This is a genomic window from Pseudooceanicola endophyticus, assembly GCF_018760365.1.
Taxonomy (GTDB): domain Bacteria; phylum Pseudomonadota; class Alphaproteobacteria; order Rhodobacterales; family Rhodobacteraceae; genus Pseudooceanicola; species Pseudooceanicola endophyticus.
Genome location: NZ_JAHIAB010000005.1, coordinates 217,892 through 239,689, shown reverse-complemented (window position 1 = coordinate 239,689; position 21,798 = coordinate 217,892). Strand labels below are relative to the sequence as shown.

At 68.1% G+C, this 21,798-nt stretch carries 20 protein-coding genes; 13 read left to right on the top strand and 7 right to left on the bottom strand.

Annotated elements, in window-relative coordinates:
* On the top strand, window positions 1–1,503 hold the full coding sequence (locus KM176_RS11140; protein ID WP_160896807.1) for a tripartite tricarboxylate transporter permease: 1,503 nt from the start codon (window positions 1–3) through the stop codon (window positions 1,501–1,503).
* Entirely contained in the window at window positions 1,500–2,270 is a 771-nt protein-coding gene (locus KM176_RS11135) for a GntR family transcriptional regulator (RefSeq protein WP_215558779.1), read from the top strand. The genes KM176_RS11140 and KM176_RS11135 overlap by 4 nt, the downstream gene beginning before the upstream one ends.
* A gap of 36 nt (window positions 2,271–2,306) precedes the next feature.
* Here KM176_RS11135 and KM176_RS11130 read toward each other — a convergent pair whose 3' ends face one another.
* Both KM176_RS11130 and KM176_RS11125 read right to left on the bottom strand, forming a co-directional pair.
* A complete protein-coding gene (locus KM176_RS11130; protein ID WP_160895978.1) occupies window positions 2,307–2,939 on the bottom strand; it encodes a helix-turn-helix domain-containing protein in 633 nt (210 codons plus the stop codon).
* An 81-nt stretch (window positions 2,940–3,020) separates the two neighbouring features.
* Entirely contained in the window at window positions 3,021–3,278 is a 258-nt protein-coding gene (locus KM176_RS11125; RefSeq protein ID WP_160895979.1) for a hypothetical protein, read from the bottom strand.
* Here KM176_RS11125 and KM176_RS11120 point away from each other — a divergent pair.
* From KM176_RS11120 to KM176_RS11085, 8 genes are all read left to right on the top strand, one after another.
* On the top strand, window positions 3,262–4,287 hold the full coding sequence (locus KM176_RS11120; protein WP_160895980.1) for a TRAP transporter substrate-binding protein: 1,026 nt from the start codon (window positions 3,262–3,264) through the stop codon (window positions 4,285–4,287). The two genes, KM176_RS11125 and KM176_RS11120, sit on opposite strands and share 17 nt — an antisense overlap.
* 58 nt (window positions 4,288–4,345) lie before the next feature.
* Window positions 4,346–4,861, top strand: a complete 516-nt coding sequence (locus tag KM176_RS11115; protein WP_160895981.1) for a TRAP transporter small permease — start codon at window positions 4,346–4,348, stop codon at window positions 4,859–4,861.
* Window positions 4,862–4,863: 2 nt separating this feature from the next.
* Complete coding sequence (locus KM176_RS11110; RefSeq protein ID WP_160895982.1) at window positions 4,864–6,165, top strand: TRAP transporter large permease; 1,302 nt, start codon at window positions 4,864–4,866, stop codon at window positions 6,163–6,165.
* Between the two features lie 37 nt (window positions 6,166–6,202).
* Complete coding sequence (locus tag KM176_RS11105; RefSeq protein WP_160895983.1) at window positions 6,203–7,105, top strand: dihydrodipicolinate synthase family protein; 903 nt, start codon at window positions 6,203–6,205, stop codon at window positions 7,103–7,105.
* A 15-nt stretch (window positions 7,106–7,120) separates the two neighbouring features.
* The gene (locus tag KM176_RS11100) at window positions 7,121–8,533 is read left to right on the top strand and encodes an FAD-binding oxidoreductase (protein ID WP_160895984.1); all 1,413 of its coding nucleotides are present in this window, start codon (window positions 7,121–7,123) and stop codon (window positions 8,531–8,533) included.
* A 149-nt stretch (window positions 8,534–8,682) separates the two neighbouring features.
* Entirely contained in the window at window positions 8,683–8,979 is a 297-nt protein-coding gene (locus tag KM176_RS11095) for a hypothetical protein (protein WP_160895985.1), read from the top strand.
* 87 nt (window positions 8,980–9,066) lie between these two features.
* Window positions 9,067–9,513, top strand: a complete 447-nt coding sequence (locus tag KM176_RS11090) for a DoxX family protein (protein WP_160895986.1) — start codon at window positions 9,067–9,069, stop codon at window positions 9,511–9,513.
* Window positions 9,513–10,379, top strand: coding sequence for a VOC family protein (locus tag KM176_RS11085; RefSeq protein ID WP_160895987.1), 867 nt, complete (start codon window positions 9,513–9,515; stop codon window positions 10,377–10,379). Before KM176_RS11090 ends, KM176_RS11085 begins: the two co-directional genes overlap by 1 nt.
* Window positions 10,380–11,088: 709 nt before the next feature.
* Here the strand turns inward: KM176_RS11085 and KM176_RS11080 are convergent.
* On the bottom strand, window positions 11,089–12,093 hold the full coding sequence (locus tag KM176_RS11080) for a LysR family transcriptional regulator (RefSeq protein WP_160895988.1): 1,005 nt from the start codon (window positions 12,091–12,093) through the stop codon (window positions 11,089–11,091).
* Between the two features lie 109 nt (window positions 12,094–12,202).
* On the opposite strand from KM176_RS11080, the gene KM176_RS11075 reads away from it, so the two are divergent.
* On the top strand, window positions 12,203–13,270 hold the full coding sequence (locus KM176_RS11075) for an SDR family oxidoreductase (protein ID WP_160895989.1): 1,068 nt from the start codon (window positions 12,203–12,205) through the stop codon (window positions 13,268–13,270).
* On the opposite strand, the gene KM176_RS11070 is transcribed toward KM176_RS11075, so the two are convergent.
* Window positions 13,267–14,574: a replication-associated recombination protein A gene (locus KM176_RS11070; RefSeq protein ID WP_160895990.1), complete on the bottom strand. Its 1,308-nt coding sequence runs from the start codon at window positions 14,572–14,574 to the stop codon at window positions 13,267–13,269. The two genes, KM176_RS11075 and KM176_RS11070, sit on opposite strands and share 4 nt — an antisense overlap.
* 423 nt (window positions 14,575–14,997) lie before the next feature.
* Between KM176_RS11070 and KM176_RS11065 the strand changes: the two genes are divergently transcribed.
* A complete protein-coding gene (locus KM176_RS11065; protein WP_160895991.1) occupies window positions 14,998–17,343 on the top strand; it encodes a molybdopterin-dependent oxidoreductase in 2,346 nt (781 codons plus the stop codon).
* A 15-nt stretch (window positions 17,344–17,358) separates the two neighbouring features.
* On the opposite strand, the gene KM176_RS11060 is transcribed toward KM176_RS11065, so the two are convergent.
* Window positions 17,359–19,227, bottom strand: a complete 1,869-nt coding sequence (locus KM176_RS11060; RefSeq protein ID WP_160895992.1) for an FAD-binding monooxygenase — start codon at window positions 19,225–19,227, stop codon at window positions 17,359–17,361.
* A 140-nt stretch (window positions 19,228–19,367) separates the two neighbouring features.
* Here KM176_RS11060 and KM176_RS11055 point away from each other — a divergent pair, with 140 nt between their 5' ends.
* On the top strand, window positions 19,368–19,796 hold the full coding sequence (locus KM176_RS11055) for a MarR family winged helix-turn-helix transcriptional regulator (RefSeq protein ID WP_236045279.1): 429 nt from the start codon (window positions 19,368–19,370) through the stop codon (window positions 19,794–19,796).
* Here the strand turns inward: KM176_RS11055 and KM176_RS11050 are convergent.
* Together KM176_RS11050 and rocF are read right to left on the bottom strand one after the other, a co-directional pair.
* On the bottom strand, window positions 19,793–20,845 hold the full coding sequence (locus KM176_RS11050) for an ornithine cyclodeaminase (protein WP_202397970.1): 1,053 nt from the start codon (window positions 20,843–20,845) through the stop codon (window positions 19,793–19,795). The two genes, KM176_RS11055 and KM176_RS11050, sit on opposite strands and share 4 nt — an antisense overlap.
* Complete coding sequence (rocF, locus tag KM176_RS11045; protein ID WP_160895993.1) at window positions 20,845–21,771, bottom strand: arginase; 927 nt, start codon at window positions 21,769–21,771, stop codon at window positions 20,845–20,847. Before rocF ends, KM176_RS11050 begins: the two co-directional genes overlap by 1 nt.
* Window positions 21,772–21,798 lie beyond the last annotated feature (27 nt).

The window sequence follows — 21,798 nt, the reverse complement described above, 5'->3', positions numbered from 1 at the left end:
ATGTTCGATGTGATCCTTCACGCGCTTGCCGCCGCCGCCGCCCCGATGAACCTGGTGTTCATCGCCTTCGGCATCACCCTCGGCATCGTCATCGGCGTCCTGCCGGGACTGGGCAGCGTCACCGCCATGGCCGTGCTGATCCCGCTGACCTTCTACATGTCGCCGCTGGCCGCCATCGCCTTCCTCGTCGGCGTCAACAAGGGCGGCACCTCGGGCGGGGCCATCCCCGCCATCCTGCTGAATGCCCCCGGCTCTCCGGAAGCCGCCGCCACCGCCTGGGACGGCCATCCCATGGCGCGCAGGGGCCAGGCCTTCCGGGCCATGAAATTCGCGCTCTTCTCCTCGGTCACCGGCGACACGCTCTCGGATCTGCTGCTGATCGTCCTCGTGGTGCCCTTCGCCAGCTTCGCGCTGCAGTTCGGCCCCGTAGAATACACCGCCGTCCTGCTGTTCTCCTTCGCGCTGATCGCCGGGATCGCCGGTGACAGCCCGCTGAAAAGCGGCCTGGCGATCTTCTTCGGCCTCTTCCTGGCGACCATCGGCCTTGACCCGGTCTCTTCCACGCCGCGGATGACCTTCGGCCATATCGAGCTTTACGACGGCCTTTCGCTTTCGGCGCTGGCCATCGGCGCTCTGGCCCTCGGAGCCGTGGTCATGCAGGTTTCGGACCTCGCCAGCGGCCGGGCCGAGGACGATTTTGCCGCCAATCAGGCCGACACACCGGAGGGCCGCCGCCTGCCCGCGCGCGAATTCTTCTCGTACTGGAAGACCCTGCTGCGCGGCGCGCTTACCGGATCCCTCGTCGGGATGCTGCCGGGCCTCGGGGTGACGCTGGCCTCCTTCCTGTCCTACTCGGCCACCAAGCGCGCCTCGAAGACGCCCGAAAAGTTCGGCACCGGCATCCCCGAGGGCATCGTCGCCACCGAAAGCGCCAACAGCGCGGTCGTGGGCTCGAACCTGATCCCCACCATCGCCCTTGGCATTCCGGGCAACATCGCCGCCGCCCTGCTGATCGGCGCGCTGGTGATGCATGGCGTCGTCCCCGGCCCCTTCATGCTGCAGATGCATGGCGACCTGATCTACGGGCTCTTCGCCTCGATGATCCTGGCCAACCTGCTGCACCTGATCATCGGGCGCGCCGGCCTGTCGCTCTGGGTCCAGTTCGCCCGCATCCCGCGCCGCCTGATCCTGCCGCCCGTGCTGATGTTCTGCATCTTCGGGATCTACCTGCCCAACCAGTCGCTCTGGGACGTCGGCATCATGCTGGCCTGCGCCGGCCTCGGCATCCTGTTCACCCGCGCCGGCATCTCGGTGGTCTGCACCGTGATCGGCTTCCTGCTGGGCAGCATGTTCGAGACCTCGCTGCGCCAGGCGCTGCTGCTTTACCAGGTGGACGGCCTGAAGATCCTGCAAAGCCCCGTCGCCGCGATCTTCCTGCTGCTGGCCATCGCCGTGGTCCTGCGGGCCATCCGCAACGGTCGGAAGAAGGACAGCGCCGCGTGACAGCCCCCCCGAGCGAAGCCCCGGATCTTTGCGACGCGCTGCGCGAGCGGATGGAGCGCGAACGCGAACGCAACCCGCGCGAGACCAAGCGCAGCGCCCTGCGCCAGGCCCTGCTTTCGGCGCTGCGGGACCGCCTGGTCGGTCCCGGGGATCGCCTGCCCCCCGAGGCCGAGCTGGCCCGCCGCCTGCAGGTCTCGCTCGGCACGGTGCAAAGCGCCCTCGGCCAGCTTCAGGACCTTGGCCTGATCCTGCGGCGGCGCGGGGACGGCACCCGCGTTGCCGATGGCGAACCGATCGGCCCCAATATCTGGCACTTCCGCTTCCGGCTGCGCGCGACCGACCGACCGCTGCGGATCACCGACACGCGGCTGGAGATTTTGCGCACGAACGACACCGGCCCCTGGAGCACGCATCTGGGGCCCGGAACCCATACCGTGATCCGCCGCAGATTGTCCGGAGATGGCGTCAGCCTGGGCGCCGAGATGTACCTCAGGGCGGACCTGCTTCACATTGACGATATCGAGCTTTCCGAACTCGAGGGTGTCAATCTCAGGCGCTACCTGGAGGGCGTGCTGGGCCGTCAGGCCCAGAAGCCCGAAACCCGGGTCTCGGCGGCGGCCCTGTCGCTGCGCCAGGCGGCGATGTTCGACATGACGCCGGACATGCCGGTGCTGCGGATCGAGGCCAGCACCCGCTTCCAGGACGGCAGCCCCTTCTATCACCAGACCATCCACGCCCCCGCGCAACAGCTGATCCTGGAGTTCTGAAACGGCGTCCGGAGCGATCCCCCCGGGCGCCCTTCCTCAGGGCGTCACCAGCCAGAGCACCTCGGCATCCTCGGGGCCGACCGAGGTCCAGCAATGCTCTCCGCTGGCGTCGTAGTAGACGGAATCCCCCGGCCCCAGCTCCAGCGGCTCGTAGATCCGGGTGTGCAGCTGCATCCGCCCCGAAAGCACGAAGACGAAGATCTCGGCGTCAGAGCTGGGCCAGTCGGGATATTCGTCGGTGCTGCGCGCGGTGACCCGGGTGCGCGCCGGCACCATGCGCTTGTCGCGCAGGTCGTTGCACAGCAGGATGTTCTCGCAGGTGCGCGACAGCAGTTCCCGGGTGCTGGACTGATCCGCCGCCCGCGACACCGCCCGGCGCCCCTGCGAGGGCACGTTGGGCCGGCTCGAGGACAACAGCTCGGCGAGGTCGATCTCCAGACCCGAGGCGATCTTCTGCAGCGTCGTCAGGGTCGGCGACAGGTCGCGCCGCTCGATCTTCGACAAAGCCGAGGTCGAGACGCCGGTGATCTTGGCACAGTCCTGAAGCGTCAGCCCGCGGGCCTTTCGGATCGCGACGATTCGATCAGCGACATCGTCCGTGGAGACTGTCGTGCGGGCGGGCGCGAAAAGCTCCGACTGGCTGATAAGTGCTGAATTGGCCCCGGCCATCTGCTGCTCCTGACAGGTTTGCTTAAATTTGCGACATCCCCGCCGCGAGCGGCGGTTTTTACGGATCATGCCAACATTCCACTATGCGATAAAATCTACAAGACGTTGCGATGCCGCAGCGCGCGAAAGCGCCTGTACCGCCGAAATTTCACCTTTGTTTTGCAGGTTCATCGCTTCGCCGACTGCGGTCCGGAACAGGATGAGGGAAAAATATCGGATACGATAAAAGAATTGACGATAGGGGATTCTTCGGAAAGCTTGGCCCCAGTCACGGGCCGCACGCAGCGCCGTGAACCAACAAAAATGACCAACAGGACCCAGAATGACAAAGCTTTCCACGTTCGGCCGCCGCGCCGTCGCCGCCCTTCTCCTGTCCGCCCTGCCGGTCTTGGCACAAGCCGACGTGGTGCGTTTCGCCCATGTCGACGGCGAAGGGGACCTGCTCAAGAACCCCTACTGGACCTATACGGAGGTCTTCTCGAACGCGCTGGAAACCGCGACCGCCGGCAAGTACGAGGTCCAGGTCTTCCCCAACGGCCAGCTGGGCGACCTGGAATCCCTGGCCGAGCAGAACGCCCGCGGTTCGCTGCAGATGGTGGGCGGCCTCGGGGCCGGGCACCTCGCGGCCTATGCGCCGGTCGCCTCGGTGCTGGAACTGCCCTACAGCTTCCCCTCGCTCGCCGTGGCGCGCAAGGTGATGAACGGTCCCTTCGGCCAGAAACTGGCCGACCAGATCGCCGAGCAGTCGGGCATCCGCATCCTGTCCTACCTGCCCACCGCCTTCCGCAACTTCTCGTCCTCGACCAAGCAGATCAAGACGCCCGAGGACATGAAGGGCATGAAGATCCGCACCCAGCAGGTGCCGATCCACGTCAAGATGGTTGAATCCCTTGGCGCCTCGCCGACGCCCATCGCCTGGAGCGAACTTTACAGCGCCCTGCAGACCGGCGTCGTCGATGGCCAGGAAAACGCGCCCTACACGATGCTGATGGCGAACCTCCAGGAAGTGCAGAAGTACTACACGCTGGACCACCACCTGGTGAACATGGTGCTGATCACCATCAACGAGGATTACTGGCAGTCTCTGTCGGACGAGGACAAGGCCGCCTTCAAGGCCGCCAACGAGGAAGCCACCTTCGCCATGCTGGGGGTAATCACCGCCAAGGAAAGCCAGGACCTGGCGCAGATGCGCAAGGCCGGCGTGGAAATCTACCAGCCGACCCCGGCCGAGTTCCAGCAATTCGTCGATGCCGCCCAGAAGCCTGTTGCCGACCTGCTGGCCGAGAAGGTCGGCGAGGACGTCATCGACGAGCTGAAGGCCGCCGTCGCCGAAGCCCAGGCACAGTGAGACCGCACCGGGACGCGGGCCCAGCCCGCGTCCCGGTCGCCCCCTTTCCGGAGACCTCATGCTCATTTTCGTCGAACGCATCGCCGGCCTGCTCGGGGCCGTGGCATCCGTGCTGGCGCGGCTCTGCCTGATCGCCATCGCCCTTGTCCTCTTCGTGCAGGTGGTCCTGCGCTACGGCTTCAGCAGCACCCTGCCCTGGCCCGAGGAAATGTCCCGCTACCTGATGATCTGGGTGGTCATGCTGGCTGGCAGCCTGCTGGTGAAGGATGACCAGCTGGTCCGGGTCGACTTCTTCGACCGGTTCTGGCCGGAACGCCTGCTGCTGTGGCGCAACATTCTGTTCCGGGTCCTGCTGGCCATGCTGCTGGGGGTGATGGTCTGGAAGGGATACGAGAACGCGCTGTTCGGTGCCCGCCGCCAGGCGGTGACGCTGGGGATCTCCTTCTACTGGATCTACCTCGCCGTGCCGGTCGGCGCGGGGCTGATGATGTTCCACATGCTGGTGGCCGCCCTGCAGGACATCCTGCGCGGCCCCCGGCGCGCAGACCCCTCCATCCTCAACGCGGAGATCTGATCTTGGATCACCCCCTTCTCATCATCATCGGGCTCCTGCTGCTGCTGATGTTCCTCGGCAGCCCGGTCATCTTCGCCATCGGCTTTGCCGGCCTGGCCTACTTCTTCGTCAAGCCGGGCATGACCGCCATGCTCGACATCTACGCCCACAAGTTCTTCACCGGGATGGACGTCTTCATCTGGCTGTCGATCCCGCTGTTCATCGTCGCCGGAGAGATCATGAGCGCGGTGGGCATGACGGACCGGCTGGTCAACCTGTCCCGGCTGATGGTCGGAAGGCTGCGCGGCGGCCTGGCCTATGTGAACGTCGTGGGATCCATGATGTTCTCGGGCGTCTCGGGATCGGCGCTGGCCGATATCTCCGCCCTCGGTCCGGTCGAGATCGAGATGATGGAGAAGGACGGCTACCGCAAGGACTTCTCGGCCGCGCTCACCGTCAGCTCGGCGATCCAGGGGCCGATCATCCCGCCCTCGATCCCGCTGATCATCTTCTCGGCGCTGACCAACACCTCGGTCGCGGCGCTGTTCCTGGCGGGCGCGGTGCCCGGCCTGATGCTGGGCCTCGGCCAGATGGCGGTCGTCTTCGTGCTGGCCCGCAAGCACGGCTACAACGCCAACCCGATCAGGAACCTGACCTTCGCCAAGGCGCTCGGCATCTTCTACAACGCCTTCTTCGCGATCTTCATGCCGCTGATCATCATCGGCGGGATCATCTCGGGCATCTTCACCGCCACCGAGGCCGCCTCCGTCGCGGTGATCTACGCGATGCTGGTGGGGTTCTGCGCCTACCGCACCCTGACCCTGAAGAAGCTGTGGGAAATCCTGGACCGCTCGGCGCGGACCTCGGCCTCGGTCTACCTGATCGTCGGCTTCGCCACGATCATCTCGTGGATCCTGGCCAACGAACGGCTGCCGGTGCAGCTTCAGGAGCTGGTGACGCATTACGACCTGGCGCCCTGGGCCCTGCTGCTGGCGCTGAACCTCTTCTTCCTGATCAACGGGCTGTGGATCGGCGACTCGGTGCAGCTGCTGCTCTTTGCGCCGCTGTTCACGCCGCTGCTGGCCTCCATGGGCGTCGATCCGGTGCATTTCGGCGTGATCATGGTGATGAACGTGATGATCGGTCTGATGACACCGCCCTACGGGCTGGCGCTCTATCTCGGCTCCTCGATCTCGGGGGTGTCGCTTGCCGCCATCGTGCGCGCCAGCATCCCCTTCCTGCTGTCGAACCTCGTGGTGCTGCTGCTGGTCACCTACGTGCCGGCGATCTCTCTGACGCTGCCGAAACTGTTCGGCTTCCACTGACCCCTCCCCCTCCTGAACTCCGTCAAGGACAATACCCATGACTATCGACAAATCCTCCCTCGAAGGCCTGTTCACCGCCATCGTGACCCCCTTCGACGCCGACGGTGCCGTGGACTACCCGGCGCTGCAGGCGCTGGTCGGGCGCCAGATCGCCGCCGGGGCCTCCGGCATCGTGCCGATCGGCGGCACCGGGGAATACCCGACGCTGACCCGCGGCGAACGCGCCGGCATCGTCTCGGCCTGCGTCGAGGCCGCCGGGGGCAAACCGGTGCTGCCCGGCGTGCTGGCCACCGGCTACGGCGACGCGCTGGAGGCGGGGCGCGATTTCACCGCCGCAGGTGCTGCCGGCCTGATGCTGGTGACCCCGTTCTACGCCGTCGGTCCCCAGGAGGGGATGCGCGCCTATTTCGCCCGCTACCGCGAGGCGATCGACGTGCCGCTGATGGCCTACGAGATCCCGCGCCGCACCAATGCCGCCCTGACCGCCGAAACCTATGCCGGCATGGCCGAAGACGGCTCCATCATCGGCATGAAGTATTCCAGCTACGACATGCCCACCTTCCTGGCCGTGCTGCGCGAGGTCGGCGACAAGCTGGCCGTGCTCTCGGGCGAGGAGCCGCTGTTTGCCACCCATGTCGCTGCCGGGGCGACGGGGGGCGTGCTGGCCTCGGCCTCGCTGTTCCCGACCTTCTGGCTGGAGGTCTTCCGCAAGGCCCGTTCCGGCGATCTGCGCGGCGCGCTGGAGATGCAGTACCGGGTCGACGCCGCGCTGGCCGCCATCTACCGTGAGACCAACCCCGGTCCGCTGAAGCAGATCATGAAGATGGCCGGTCACGACATGGGCGGCGTGCGCCTGCCCCTGACCGAACCCTCGGCGGAAACCATGGCGATGCTGAGCGCGGTGCTGCCCGACCTGCCGCTGGAAACCGAACTGGCCTGAGGCGGAACGCACAGCATGTCCGACGCACTTCTTTCGACGCTTCTGGGGATCCTCGGGCCGCGCGGCCTGCTGACCGAGCCCTCCGAGATCGCCCCCTTCGTCACCGATTTCCGCGACCGGCGCACCGGCACGGCCCTGGCCGTGGCCCTGCCCGCCACGGTCGAGGAAGCCGCCGCCACCGTGCGCGCGGTGACCGGGGCGGGCCTGCCGGTCTTTCCCCAGGGCGGCAACACCGGGCTGTGTTACGGCGCGGTGCCGCGCAGGGGCGTCGTCATCGCGCTGCGCCGGCTGAACCGGATGCGCGAGGCGGATGCGGGCTCGGGCCTGCTGAGCGTCGATGCCGGCATGACCCTGACCGAGGTCCACGCCGCCGCCGAGGCGCTCGGGCTGCAGTTCCCGCTGCACCTGGGTGCCGAGGGCACGGCCCAGATCGGCGGCCTGATCTCCACCAATGCGGGCGGCACGGCGGTGTTCCGCTATGGCGCGATGCGCGATCTGGTGGCCGGGGTCGAAGTGGTTCTGGCCGATGGGCAGGTGTTCTCGGACATGAAGGGGCTGCGCAAGGACAACACCGGCTATCCCCTGTCGCAGCTTTTCTGCGGCGCCGAGGGCACGCTGGGCCTGGTGACCGGCGCCGTGCTGCGCCTGCACCCCCGGATGAATGCGCGCGCCCATGCCTGGCTGGCACTCGACACCCCCGAGGCGGCACTGGAGGCCGGCGCCCGCATCCGCGCCGCCTTCGGCACCACCGTCGAGGCGCTGGAACTGATCGACCGCAACGAGGCGCTTTACGTGCTGGCCCATGTCCCCGGCAACCGGCTGCCCTTCGACACCGCCCCGGCCTATTCGCTGATGGTCGAGATCGCCGGCAACGGCAGCGACAGCGCCCTGAGCGGACAGCTGGAAGAGGTGCTGGCCGGGATCTTCGAGGACGGGCTGGTCCGCGATGCAATCATCGCCCAGAACGAGAAGCAGGGCGCCGAGATCTGGCATTTCCGCCATTCGGTGACCGAGGCGAACAAGCTGAACGGCATCGGCGTGGTGCTGGACACCTCGGTGCGGCCCTCGGCCATCCCGGGTTTCATCGCCGCCGCCGATGCCGTCACCGCCGAACGCTTCCCCGAGGCCGAGCGCTGCATCGTGTGCCACATGGCCGACGGCAACGTGCATTACATCGTGATGTTCCCCTTCGAGGCCTGGGCCCGCTTTCCCGATGCCGAGGCCAAGGAGATCGAGGTCGAGGAGGCGATCCACGACGTCGCCGCGCGTTTCGGCGGCAGCTTCTCGGCCGAGCATGGCATCGGGCGCAAGCTGACCTCCGAGATGGCAAGGCTGGTCGACCCGCTGAAGATCGAGATGATGCAGCGCCTGCGCCTGGCCTTCGACCCCGAGGGGCTGATGAACCCCGGCGCGCTGCTGCCCCGCTGAACCTGCGCGGGGCGCCGGCGCCATACCTGCCGGTGCCCCGCCCTGCCCTGCCCCGACGCGCGATAACGTGTGCGTGAACGCACAAGGCGAGGGCTTGCCCGCCGACGCCCGCACTGGCAGCACGGAGGGGTAGTTCCGGATCGACCCTCTTGCGTTACCTGACCGTCCTTCTGACCCTCGCGCTTCTGGCGCTGCCCTTCGCCCTGCCGCTGCAGGTGAAGGCATCGGGCGGCTGCGCGTCCCAGGTCCACGCCCCCGAGGTCTGCCATGCCCCCGGCATGACACCCCGGGCAGAGCCCCCCGCAGGCTGTGTCGCCTACACCCTGCCCGAAGCCGGTCCGCAGCCGGATCTCCGGATCCTGCCGATGGCCCTCACGTTCCCGGATCCCGCCAACACTGTGCAAGGCCGCACGATCCAGCCGGACCGCCGCCCGCCACGGGCCTGATCTTCCTCTCCGACAATCCGGACGCCTGCGCGTCCCCCCTTTCCGCGGCGCCCTGAGGGCGACCGCATTCGATGGAGATCGAAGATCATGACCACCCAAACCAACCGTCCCGCCCTGCTCATCCCCGCGCTTGCCCCGGTCTATGCCGTGGCCGCACCGCTGGCCCAGCTCTGGATGCGCGTGATGTGCGGCGCCGCCCTGATGATGCACGGCTGGCCCAAGATCACCAACCCGCTCGGCGCCACCGACATGGTCGCGGGCATCGGCTTTGCCCCGGCCTGGGCCTGGTCCGTGGCCCTGTCCGTTACCGAGTTCGGCGGCGGCCTGCTGCTGCTGCTGGGCCTTGCGACCCGCTTTGCCGCCGCCGGCGTCACCGTCATCCTGCTGACCACGGTGCTGTTCCACTGGAGCCTTCTGGGCCAGGGCTACAAGGGCGCCGAACTGTCGCTGATCTGGTCCGCCGTGACGATCTACTTCGTCGCCAACGGCGGCGGGCGCTTCGCCCTCGACCGGCTGCTGAAGCGCGAGCTGTGATGCAGCGGCGCACCCTTCTGGCCGGGGCGGGCGCGGTTGCGCTGGCCTCGGCCCTTCCGCAGGGGGCGGCCGCCGCCAATTCCCTGCCGATGGCGGCACCGGTCCATGTCGGCACCGTCGGCCTGCGGGCCCGGAATGCCGAAGTGCTGGCGCGCTGGTACGCCGCCGCGGTCGGCCTGCGCGAACTGTCGCGGGACGGCGACACGATCTGGATGGGCGCCGGGCGGACCCCGCTGCTGGCGCTGCGCCAGCAGGAGGGGCTGGCGCTGGCCGCGCCTTCCGAAGCCGGGCTGTTCCACACCGCCTTCCTGCTGCCCTCTCGCCAGGACCTGGCCTGCTGGATCGCCATGGCAGTGGATCGCGGCGTGCCGGTGGACGGCACTGCCGACCATCTGGTGAGCGAGGCGATCTACCTGACCGACCCCGAAGGCAACGGCGTGGAGATCTATGCCGACCGGCCCCAGGACAGCTGGACCTGGATCGACGGCCAGGTCGAGATGGGCACGGAGGCGATGGACTACGCGGCGATCATGGGCTCTCTGGGGCTGATGCCGCCGGTCTGGAACGGCGCTCCGGCCGGCACGCGGGTCGGCCATGTCCACCTCAAGGTCGGCGCCGCCCAAAGCGCGGCGCGCTGGTGGCAGGACCGGATGGGCTTCGATGCCGTGCGCGCCCGGGCCTCGGCGGTGTTCCTGTCGACGGGCCATTACCATCACCACATCGCGGTCAACGAATGGCTGAGCGCGGGGGCGGGACGGCGTTCGCCCCGCCGTACCGGGCTCGACTTCGTGGCGCTGGCCCGGCGCACCCCCGCCCCCCCCGCCGTCTTCGAGGACGACTGGGGCACCACCATCCGCCTGACCTGAGCCCGCCGAGCGGAACGCCGGCAGCGCCGCCCGTCCCGGGGGGCGCTGCCACACTCCCCCCCGGCCTGCCCGCCGCCCAAGGCAGCAGCCCTTCCCCGGCCCTCTTGGGGCGTTCAATCCATGCGGCGCCATCCGTCGCCCATCACCTGCAAGACGGGCGCCTGGGCGCGGTCGGTCACGGGCCGGGCGCCCCCCGCGCCAGCCGGTGGCCAGGTCATCGGGGCAAGCGGGCCACCCGCCAAGGGATGCACCGCGCCCTGGCAGACATGAAGCAGCGACTGGGCGCCATTCCGACATCAAACAACCGCCCCAATCCCCACCCGAGGTGATCGGACCGCCCGCCTTTCCCATGCGCGACGCAGTTTGCGAAGAACTCGCGGGGGATCGTGCCGGAGGTCGGCGCACTTCTCTGGCCCGAAGATCGCCCTCCAGCCGTTGCGCCCGACCGCTCAGTCAGGCCTCCCGGTCCCCTGGCGCGCGGGGCGCCGGACGACTGCCCCACGGCGCGCAGGCTCCGACCGGAGGAGCGTCCATCCGGCGATCTGACCAGGGTCGACGCCAGGCTGATGACAACTCCCCTTGCCGTGCCCCCTGCTGCGGCGTGGCCCGCCAACGACCAGAGGGAAGCGCATGCCACCCGGCGCCACGTCTTGCCGCCCTGACGGAGCGGGGGCCGCCGGCCCCGATCCTTTTGATGGTTTCGGCAGGCTCAGCCGTCGCGGGTGGGCGGTTCTCCGCCCCGGCGCCGTTGTCGGACAGGATCAGGGTCTGGTCGAACAGCTTGGGCCGGGGCAACCCGGGGATCGGCCTCTTCCGGCGCCGCCGCCCAAAGCAAATGCGTCTCGGCCCGAAGGTGATCGACGAAGGCCTGCACCCGCGCCGGCCTGTAGCCCGCATCCGGGAAAAGCGCATGGACCTCCAGCGCCGGATAGGCGACCCCGGGCAACACCCGCACCAGACGCCCCTCTGCCAGCGCCCTGCGCACCAGCGGCATCTGCGCGCCCCCCAGCCCCAGCCCGGCGATCAGCGCAAGGTTCAGCGCATGGGCATTGTTGGCCTTGAACACCGTCGGCACCGGCACCTCCACCAGGCCCTGCGGCCCCAGCAGAGGGATCATGTCGCCGCCCGGCGCGCCGTTGAAACGCACCTGACGGTGCCGGCCAAGCTCTCCGATATCCGCCGGAACCCCATGCCGCGCCAGATAGGACGGCGCCGCCACCAGAACCCGGGTCAGAGTCCCCAGCCGCCGCGCCACAAGGCTGGAGGCGGGCAGGCTGCCGAACCGGATAGCCACGTCGATCCCCTCGGCGGTCAGATCGGCGATCCGGTCGTCCAGGATCAGCTCGGGCACCACCTCCGGGTGGTGCTTCTGGAACGAGATCGCGGCTTCGGCAATCTGCGCCTGCCCCAGGCCGACCGGCGCATGGATGCGCAACGGCCCCCGCAAGGCCCCGGACTGCCCCGAGGCGGCCTCGCGCGCCTCTGCCACCGCCTCCAGAATGCGCCGGGCCCGCTGAAAGAAGGCCTCTCCGGCCTCCGTCAGGGTCATCTGGCGGGTGGTCCTGCGCAGCAGCCGAGCGTCCAGATGCCGTTCCAGCGCCGCGATCTGCTGGCTGACCGCCGATTGCGACAGCCCCAGATCGCGCCCCGCCGCCGAGAGGCTGCCGGCCTGCGCGACCCGGACGAAAGTGGTCATCACGTTCAGCATGTCCATGGAATTCACCGTCCCTTCTTATGGATGTTAGAAGAATGACCCAACTACTCAGCGTCTCTCTGATAGGTGAACTGTTGCCGCAGGACTTTCAACGGAAACGGAAGCTGCAATGGCACGAACGAACAAGGTGGCGCTGGTGATCGGCGCGAACGGGGTGATCGGGGGCAACCTGATCCGCCATCTTCAGACCCTGGAGGACTGGGAGGTCATCGGCGTGTCGCGCCGCGGCGGCGTGCCCGGCGCGCGCCTGCGCTACATCCGGGCGGACCTGCTGGATGCCGAAGACACCCGGCGCAAGCTGTCGGGGCTGCACGGGGTAACCCATGTCTTCTACGCCGCCTATCAGGACCGGCCCGGCTGGGCCGACCTGGTGCCGCCCAATCTGGCCATGCTGACCCATGTGATCGACGCCATCGAACCGGTGGCGCCCGCGCTGGAACATGTCAGCCTGATGCAGGGCTACAAGGTCTACGGCGCCCATCTGGGCCCCTTCAAGACACCGGCGCGGGAAAGCGACGCCCACCACATGCCCCCCGAATTCAACATCGACCAGCAGCAGTTCCTGGAACGGCGCCAGCAAGGCAAGCGCTGGTCCTGGTCGGCGCTGCGCCCCTCGGTCGTGGTGGGCTTTGGCCTGGGCAATCCGATGAACCTGACCATGGCGATTGCCGTCTATGCCACGATGTCGAAGGCGCTCGGGCTGCCGCTGCGCTTTCCCGGTCGGCCCGGCGCCTATCACAGCCTGCTGGAAATGACCGATGCCGATCTGCTGGCCCGGGCCACCGTCTGGGCCGCGACCGAACCCGCCTGCGCCAACCAGGCCTTCAACATCACCAATGGCGACCTGTTCCGCTGGTCAGAGATGTGGCCGAAGATCGCCCGCGCCTTCGACCTGGAGGTCGCGCCGCCGCTGCCCATGACCCTGGCGACGATCATGGCCGACAAGGCGCCGCTCTGGGCCGATCTGGTGGCCCGCCATGGCCTGGCGGAACCCGACTATGCCCGGGTCTCGTCCTGGGGGTTCGCCGATGCGGTCTTCGGCTGGGATTACGACTTCTTCGCCGATGGCAGCAAGGCGCGGCGCCTCGGCTTCCACGATTTCATCGACACCGAGGCGATGTTTCTGGGCGCCTTCGACGAGCTGCGCGCGCGCCGCATCATCCCGCCCGCCGCCTAGTCCTTCGGAAAGCGGCGCGGTGCGGGCTGACCGTGCACCTGTTCCCAGAAACTGTCGGCGCGTTTCTCGAACGTGCCGGCATCGCGGGCGTCGCTCTGGTAGAAGCGGCCCGGCTCAAGGCCCGTGACGTAATCCTGTTCGACCCAGCCGCGCGGGTCGTCGTGGGGGAAGCGATAGCCCTTGTGGCCAAGCGCCTCGGCGCCCTTGTAATGGGCATCGCGCAGGTGCTTGGGCACCAGCGCCGGGCGCTCCTGCGTCACTGCCGACAGCGCCAGCCCGATGCCCCGGCAGGCGGAATTGGATTTCGGCGCCCGCGCCACATGCAGCGCCGCATGGGCCAGGATGATGCGCGCCTCCGGATAGCCGATCTTCTCGACCGCCGTGGCGGCGGCCACCGCCGTTTGCAGCGCGGTATTGTCGGCCAGCCCGACGTCCTCCGATGCATGGATCATGATGCGGCGCGCGATATAGCGGGGATCCTCGCCGGCATGGATCATCCGCGCCAGCCAGTAGAGCGTCGCATCGGCATCCGAACCGCGCATCGACTTCACAAAGGCCGAGACGATGTCGTAATGCTGATCCCCGGAACGGTCATGGTTCACCGCCGCCGAGGCATAGGCCTCTTCCAGCATCTCCTCGGTGATCTCGACCGGGCCGTCATGGCCGACTGCCAGGCTTTCCAGCGTTGTCAGCGCCCGGCGCGCGTCGCCTCCGGAGCGCCCGGCGATCAGCCGGATCTGCTCGGGCGTCATGGTGACGCCGATCCCCTGCCCCTGAAGATGCGCAAGGCCCCGGCGCACCACCTCCTCCATCTCCTCCAGCGTGATCGGCTCAAGCTGCAGGATGGTCGAGCGCGACACCAGCGCGGGCGTCAGCGCGTGGTAGGGATTGCCGGTGGTGGCGCCGATGAAATCGGCGGTGCCGTTCTCGCAGATCGCCAGCAGGTCGTCGGCCTGGGTCGAGGAAAAGCGGTGGATCTCGTCCACGAAGATCAGCAGCGGGCGGATGCGCGCCTCGTCGGAAAGCTTCCTCAGCTCGGCCACGGTGGCGCGGGTGGCATGAAGCTGGCAGAATTCCTTGCCCAGCATGTTGCCCACCGCCCGCGCGATCGAGGTCTTGCCGACCCCCGGCGGGCCGTAAAGGATGATGCTGCCAAGCGCGCCCGCCGCGATCCGCCGCCGCAGGATCGAACCGGGCCGCACGATGGCGCTTTGCCCGATCACGTCATCCAGCGTCTTGGGCCGCAGCACGGAGGCCAGCGGTTCATGCCCCTCGCGGGGGGCCGCGTCGAACAGATCGCTCATCCCAGGTTCCTTCCCATGCCGGCGCATCCCGGCCCGCCCTTCCTAAGCCCTGGCGCGGGAAATGCGAACCCGTCTGATGCATGGCTCTGTTAACCCGCCATGCGCTGACAGCATGGCGGATCTGCCGCCAATGCGATTGTTCTGCACCGCAGCATCCGCTATATCTTTCTTGTGGCGCTGAGAAGCGCCGGAGAGTTTCCTGGGTCTCCTCCTCCTCCCTGAGACCCGGAAATTGGCGGCGGCCCCTCTCCTCCTCCCTGGGGTCGCCGCAATCCTCTCACCCTTCCCCGATGATGAACGGATCGACAGGCCGCTGGCCCGTGAAGACGCCTTTGCGCCGGGGCAGCCACCGCCGGGCCTTGCAATTGCACGGGCAGATATATTCTGTCGCGATCAACACCATTCTGACCTCCGGGACCCGTCATGCTGGACCAGCCGAAACAGCCGCGCATCGTTACCCACTGGGGCAGCTACAACGCTGTCATGGAAAAGGGCCGGCCCGTGCGGCTGGACCCGGTGGGCATCGACCCCGACCCCTCGCCGCTGGCCGAGGGGATGATCGCGGCGCTGGATGCCCCGGCGCGGATCTGCCGCCCCGCCGTGCGCGCCTCTTTCCTGGCGGCGCGCGAAGCCGGTCGGATCGAGACCGAGGGCGCGGGCCGCGGCTATGAACCCTTCGTGGAACTGCCCTGGGACGAGGCACTGGACCTTGCCGCCTCCGAGCTGGACCGGGTGCGCCAAAGCTACGGCAACGGCGCGATCTACGGCGGCTCCTACGGCTGGGGCTCGGCCGGGCGGTTCCACCATGCGCAAAGCCAGATCCACCGCTTTCTGAACTGCATCGGCGGCTATACCCGTTCGGTTCAGAACTACAGCTATGCCGCCGCCGACATGATCCTGCCCCATGTCATCGGCACCCGCCGGGGCCTGTCGACGCACCATACCTCCTGGCCGCGCATCGCCGAGCAGACCGAGACGCTGGTGATGTTCGGCGGCGTGCCCGCGCGCAACGCCCAGGTCGGATCGGGCGGCATCGCCCGCCATATCGTGAACGAGAACCTGGCCGCGCTGCGCGAGCGGGGCGCGCGAATGATCTCGGTCTCTCCGATCCGCGATGACACCATCGTCGAGGGGGTCGAATGGATCCCGCTGCGCCCGAACACCGATACCGCGCTGATGCTCGGGATGGCGCATGAGCTGCTGGCGACGGGGCGCGCGGACCGCGCCTTCCTGGCCAGCCACACCCATGGCGCCGACCGGCTGGAGGCCTATGTCACCGGCGCCTCCGACGGCACCGCGAAGACCCCCGAATGGGCCGCCGAAATCACCGGCGTGCCGGCGCAGACGATCCGCGATCTGGCCCGCGACATGGCCGGCACCCGCAGTTTCCTGATGATGGCCTGGTCGCTGCAACGCGCCGATGGCGGTGAACAGCCCTACTGGATGGCGATTGCCCTTGCGGCGATGCTGGGCCAGATCGGCCTGCCCGGCGGCGGCTTCGGCTTCGGCTATGCCTCGGTCAACGGCATCGGCAACCCCAAGGCCGCCTTCGCCTTCCCGGCGCTGCCGCAGCGGGTCAACCCGGTGAAGGACTACATCCCCGTCGCCCGCATCGCCGATGCGCTGCTGCATCCCGGCGCCCCCTACACCTTCGACGGAGAGGACCGGACCTATCCGGATCTGAAGCTGGTCTACTGGGCCGGCGGCAACCCGTTCCACCATCACCAGGACCTGAACCGCCTGCGCGACGCCTGGCAGCGCCCCGAGACGATCATCGTCCATGATCACTTCTGGAACGCGTTGGCGCGCCACGGCGATATCGTCTTCCCGGCGACCACCCAGCTTGAGCGCAACGACATCGCGTTTTCCTCGAACGACCGCTTCCTGTCGCCCTCGCATGCGATCAGCGCCCCCCATGCCGAGGCCCGCGACGATTTCGCGATCTTCACCGCCCTGGCCGAGCGCCTTGGCGCCGCCGAGCCCTTCACCGAGGGGCGCGACGTGGAAGGCTGGCTGCGTCACCTCTATGCCCAGGGCACCAGGACCGCCGCTGCCGCCGGTGTCACCCTGCCCGCCTTCGACGACTTCTGGACCGGCGATCTGATGATGCTGCCCGAGGTGCCCGAAGCGCGCGAGGCCGATCTGCTGAAGGCCTTCCGCGAGGATCCGGTGGCGGCCAGGCTGACCACCCCTTCGGGCAAGATCCAGCTGTATTCCGAGAAGATCGAGGGCTTCGGCTACGACGACTGCCCCCCGCACCCGAGCTGGCTGCCGCCGCAGGAATGGCTGGGGGCCGAGGCCGCGCGCCGCTTCCCGCTGCACCTGATGTCGAACCAGCCGAAAACCAAGCTGCACAGCCAGTACGACCACACCGGCACCTCGCGCGCGGCCAAGCGGCAGGGCCGCGAGGTGATGCGGATGCATCCCCAAGATGCCGCTGAACGCGGGCTGGCCGAGGGCGATATCGTGCGAGTCTTCAATGATCGGGGCGCCTGCCTGGCCTCGCTCGCACTGGAGGAGGGGCTGCTGCGGGGCGTCGTGCAGCTGGCCACCGGTGCCTGGTTCGACCCGGAGCCGGTCGGCGCCTCCAGCAATGGCGGGCCGCTTGACCGGCAGGGCAACCCCAACGTGCTGACCGCCGACCGGGGCACCTCGAAGCTGGGCCAGGGCCCCTCCGCGCATTCCTGCCTGGTCGAGGTCGAAGGTTTCGACGCCCCCCTGCCCGAAGTTTCCGTCTTCGATCCGCCGCCCTTCGTGGAGCGGGGCTGAGGCCGTGCCGCGCCCTCAGCGGCGCGGCAGCAGGAAGCCTTCGAAATAAGCGGCAAGGCCCGCGTGATCATCCAGCGGCAGCAGCCGGGCGATATACTGGTCGGGACGCACAACGACCAGCGCACCGCGTGCGCGGTCGATGCCACGCAGGCCGAAGATATCGTCGCCGAAGCGGGCGCAGAACACCTTCTCGTAGTCGCGCAGGCCGAAGCGGCCCTTGCGCGGCACCAGAAGCCCGGGCATCGCCGTGATCTCCAGCGTCTCCCAGCCCTGCTGGAACACCGCCCTTAGATCAAAGAGCGCATCCACATCCGCGCCATCCGGCGTGAACCGGTTCAGCGGCGAGGCCGGATCGTCTTCAAGGTAGCGGCAGAGCGCGGCGATCTGGCCGCCCGGCGCACCGTCATCGCCGCCCGGCGCGAAGGCCAGCAGACGCCAGCGTCCGTCGGCCTCGATGACCTCGCCCAGCTGCATCTCCCGGGCATCGCCCAGACGGATCACCGGGGCGGAATGCAGCCGCATCCCCGGTTCGAACCCGCGGGCCAGGGCCTGATGTGCCGCATCGCCGGTCAGCAGGCCGGGGGCGTATTTCACCGCCACCCCGGCGGTATAGCGCCCCTGCTTGATGAAGTACTTCTGGAACTGCGGCGCCCCGGCCCCGCTGTCCTCGGTGCGCTCGCTGATGATGCGGGCCCATTCGCGGTCAAAGTCGATCAGGTCCTGCGCCACGCCCTGACGTTCCGCCGAATAGCTGTGCAGCAGCGCCGGCGCGGCCTGCCCCCGGATCACCGCCGCCAGCTTCCAGCCCAGGTTGAAGCCATCCCCCATCGAGACATTCATCCCCTGCCCCGCCTTCGGGCTGTGGGTATGGCAGGCATCGCCGCAGATGAAGACCGAGGGCGCCGGGCCGTCTTCGGTCGCGGCATTGTCGAACCTGTCGGTCAGGCGCTGGCCGATCTGGTAGACCGACCACCAGACCACGTCCTTCACCTCCAGCGTATAGGGATGCAGGATACGCTGCGCCTTGGCGACCAGCTTTTCGAAGGTGATGTCGCGGTCGGCGATCCGTTCACCGGGCTGCATCTTCTCCTGCTCGACATAGAGGCGCACCAGATAGCCACCCTCGCGCGGGATGATCAGGATGGTGCCCTCGTCCTCGGACTGGATCAGGGTCTTCAGGCGGATATCCGGGAAATCGGTCACCGCGAGGATATCCATCACCCCCCAGGCCTGATTGGCCGACTCTCCACGAAGATCGCGCCCGATGGCCTGACGCACGGTGCTGCGCGCCCCGTCGCAGCCCACCACGTAACGCGCCCGCACGGTCTCCTGGCGGGAACCATCGGCACTGCGCAGCACCACCGTCGCCCCCTCGGGCGTCGCCTCAAGCGTCACGACCTCCCGGTCATAGAACGGGGCCATGCGGGCGGGAGCGTTGCGCATCACTTCCAGGTACATGTCATGCACCCGCGCCTGGTTGAGGATGACATGGGGCATCTCGGAAAGCCCCTCCTCGACATCGCGGACCCGGCCCGTGCGGATGATCCGCGCGGGGTCCCCCGGTGCAGGCTTCCAGAAGGTGGTCTGGTTCACCCAATAGGCCTCTTCCTTGACACGGTTGGCAAAGCCGAAGGCCTGGAACATCTCCATCGAGCGGCAGGACACGCCATCCGCCTGGCCCTTTTCCATCGGCCCGGTCTTCTTTTCCACGATGCAGCTGCGGATCTCGGGGAAGGCGGCCAGCTGGGCGGCAAGGGTCAGCCCTGCCGGACCGCAGCCGACGATCAGCACGTCGACCTCGGGCGGCAGCGCGCCGGCTTCGCCCGAAAGCGCGGGCTGCACCCGGGGATCGCCCGGCCGGAATCCGTTGAGGTGATAGTGCATGGGTCCCTCCTCCTCAGGTCGCCATTTAGAAAGTATGCATATCATTAGTATGCTTATCACCTGCAGTCAAGAAAAAGGTAAGTGTACTAATCATGAAGCATCCGCTATCCTGACAAGGATCGGACAGGCAGGAGGATCACTTGGAAATCAAAGGCATGGCGGGGCACCTGATCCGGCGGCTGCACCAGCGCTCGACCCAGGTGTTCCTGCGCGAGGCCCAGCGGGCCGGGCTGGAGCTGACCCAGGTGCAGTTCGCGGCGCTGGAAACCCTGAGCCGCAACGAGGGAATCGACCAGGCCCAGCTGGCCGCCTTGATCGCCTATGACCGCGCCACCATCGGCGGCGTGGTCGAACGGCTGGAACGCAAGGCCCTGTTGCGGCGCGAGGTCAGCCCCCGCGACCGCCGCGCCCGGGTGCTGACCCTGACGCCCGAGGGCCGCGCCCTGATCGAACGTTTCCTGCCGGTGGTGGCGGGCCTTCAGGACGAGATCCTGTCGGAGCTGACGCCAGAGGAACGCCGCCAGCTGCACGCCCTGATGGGCAAGGCGCTTGGCCCGGACGCGCCCTAGGCGTCCCGGGCCCGCATCAGCATCCCGAACAGATCGCGCGGATCATCGGGATCGGCCATCAGATCAAGCGGTTCGTGGAAGTCGGTGCCGCGCACCTGATCGGCGACGTAGCGCAGGGCGCTGAAATCCTCGGTCGCGAAGCCGACGCTGTCGAACAGGGTGATCTGGCGGGCATTGCGGCGCCCCTCGACCGTGCCGCGCATCACCTGCCACAGCTCGGTCACCGGGTGGTCGGGATCAAGCTGCTGGATCTCGCCCTCGATCCGGGTCTGCTCGGGGTATTCGACGAAGATGTCGGCGCGCAGCAGGATGTCGCGGTGCAGTTCCGTCTTGCCGGGGCAGTCGCCGCCGATGGCGTTGATATGCACCCCGGCGCCGACCATGTTGTCGGTCAGGATCGTCGCGTACTGCTTGTCGGCGGTGCAGGTGGTGATGATCTGCGCCCCCTCGACCGCCTGGATCGCATCGCGGCATTCGGTGACGTCAAAGCCCTGCGCCCGCAGGTTGCGCGCGGCCTTCGCGGTGGCGCCCGGATCGATATCGTAAAGCCGCAGCGTGCCAATCCCGCACAGCGCCCGGAAGGCCAGCGCCTGGAATTCGCATTGCGCGCCGTTGCCGATCAGCGCCATGACCCGCGCCCCCTCCGGCGCCAGGTAGCGCCCCACCAAGGCCGAGGTCGCCGCCGTGCGCAGCGCCGTCAGCAGCGTCATCTCGCTCAGCAGCAGCGGATAGCCTGTCGCGACAGAGGACAGCACCCCGAAGGCGGTCACCGTCTGGTGCCCGGTCCGGGTGTTCTTCGGATGGCCGTTGACGTATTTGAAGCCGTAGCTTTCGGCATCCGCCGTCGGCATCAGCTCGATCACGCCATCGCGGGAATGGCTGGCGATCCGCGGCGTCTTGTCGAAATCCGGCCAGCGGCGAAAGTCCTCCTCGATATAGGCCGCCAGTTCGCTCAGAAAGTGCTCCGGGCCCAGGGAATGGACCAGGCGCATCATGTTGGCGACGGACACGAAGGGCACATAGGCCAGCGCGGAGGGGGTCGGGATCATCAGTAACTCCGGGTGATGCGATCCAGAACGCGGCGCCCGAACAGGCTGGCGGTCAGGTCGCACATCAGCTTGGCCGTGCGCCCGCGTTCATCGAGGAAAGGATTGAGCTCGACCAGGTCGAGAGAGGTGACAAGCTCGCTGTCGCAGAGCTCTTCCATGATCAGATGCGCCTCGCGGAAGGAGGCGCCGCCGGGCACGGTGGTGCCGACCGCCGGCGCGATCTCGGGGTCCAGGAAATCCACGTCGAAGCTGACATGCAGCAGGCCGTTGGCCGCGCGCACCCGTTTCAGGAAGGCGCGCAGCGGGGCCAGCACCCCGGTTTCGTCGATGGCGCGCATGTCGTGCACCTCGATCCCGATCTGCGGGATCAGCGCGCGTTCGGCGGCATCGACCGAGCGGATGCCCATCATGCAGACGTTTTTCGGGTCGATGGCATGGGCCAGCGGCGGATAGGCATCACAGCCGGGCTGGCCGGTGACATAGGCCATGGGCGTGCCGTGCAGATTGCCGCTTTCCGTGGTCTCAAGCGTGTGGAGATCGGGATGGGCATCGAGCCAGAGCACGAAAAGCGGCCGCCCGACCGAAGCCGCGTGACTGGCCAGCCCCGACAGCGTGCCTGCCGCCATGGCGTGATCGCCGCCGAGGAAGACCGGCAGGTCATGGGCGGCCTTGGCCTGTGTGACCGCGGGCGTCAGCGCCTCGATCCAGGCGCGGGTCTCGGCCAGGTCGTGGACGGCGGGGTTGGGATGGGCCAGCGGGGCCTGCGGCGGAATCGCCAGGTCGCCCAGGTCGTGCACCTCCCAGCCCAGACCCGACAGGATCTTCGCCAGCCCCGCCGTGCGGAAGCTGGCCGGCCCCATCAGGCAGCCGGGTTGCGAGGCGCCGGTCTGGACGGGCACGCCGAGGATCGCGCAGGTTCGGGTCATCAGGAACTCCTTTTCGGTCAGGATGAC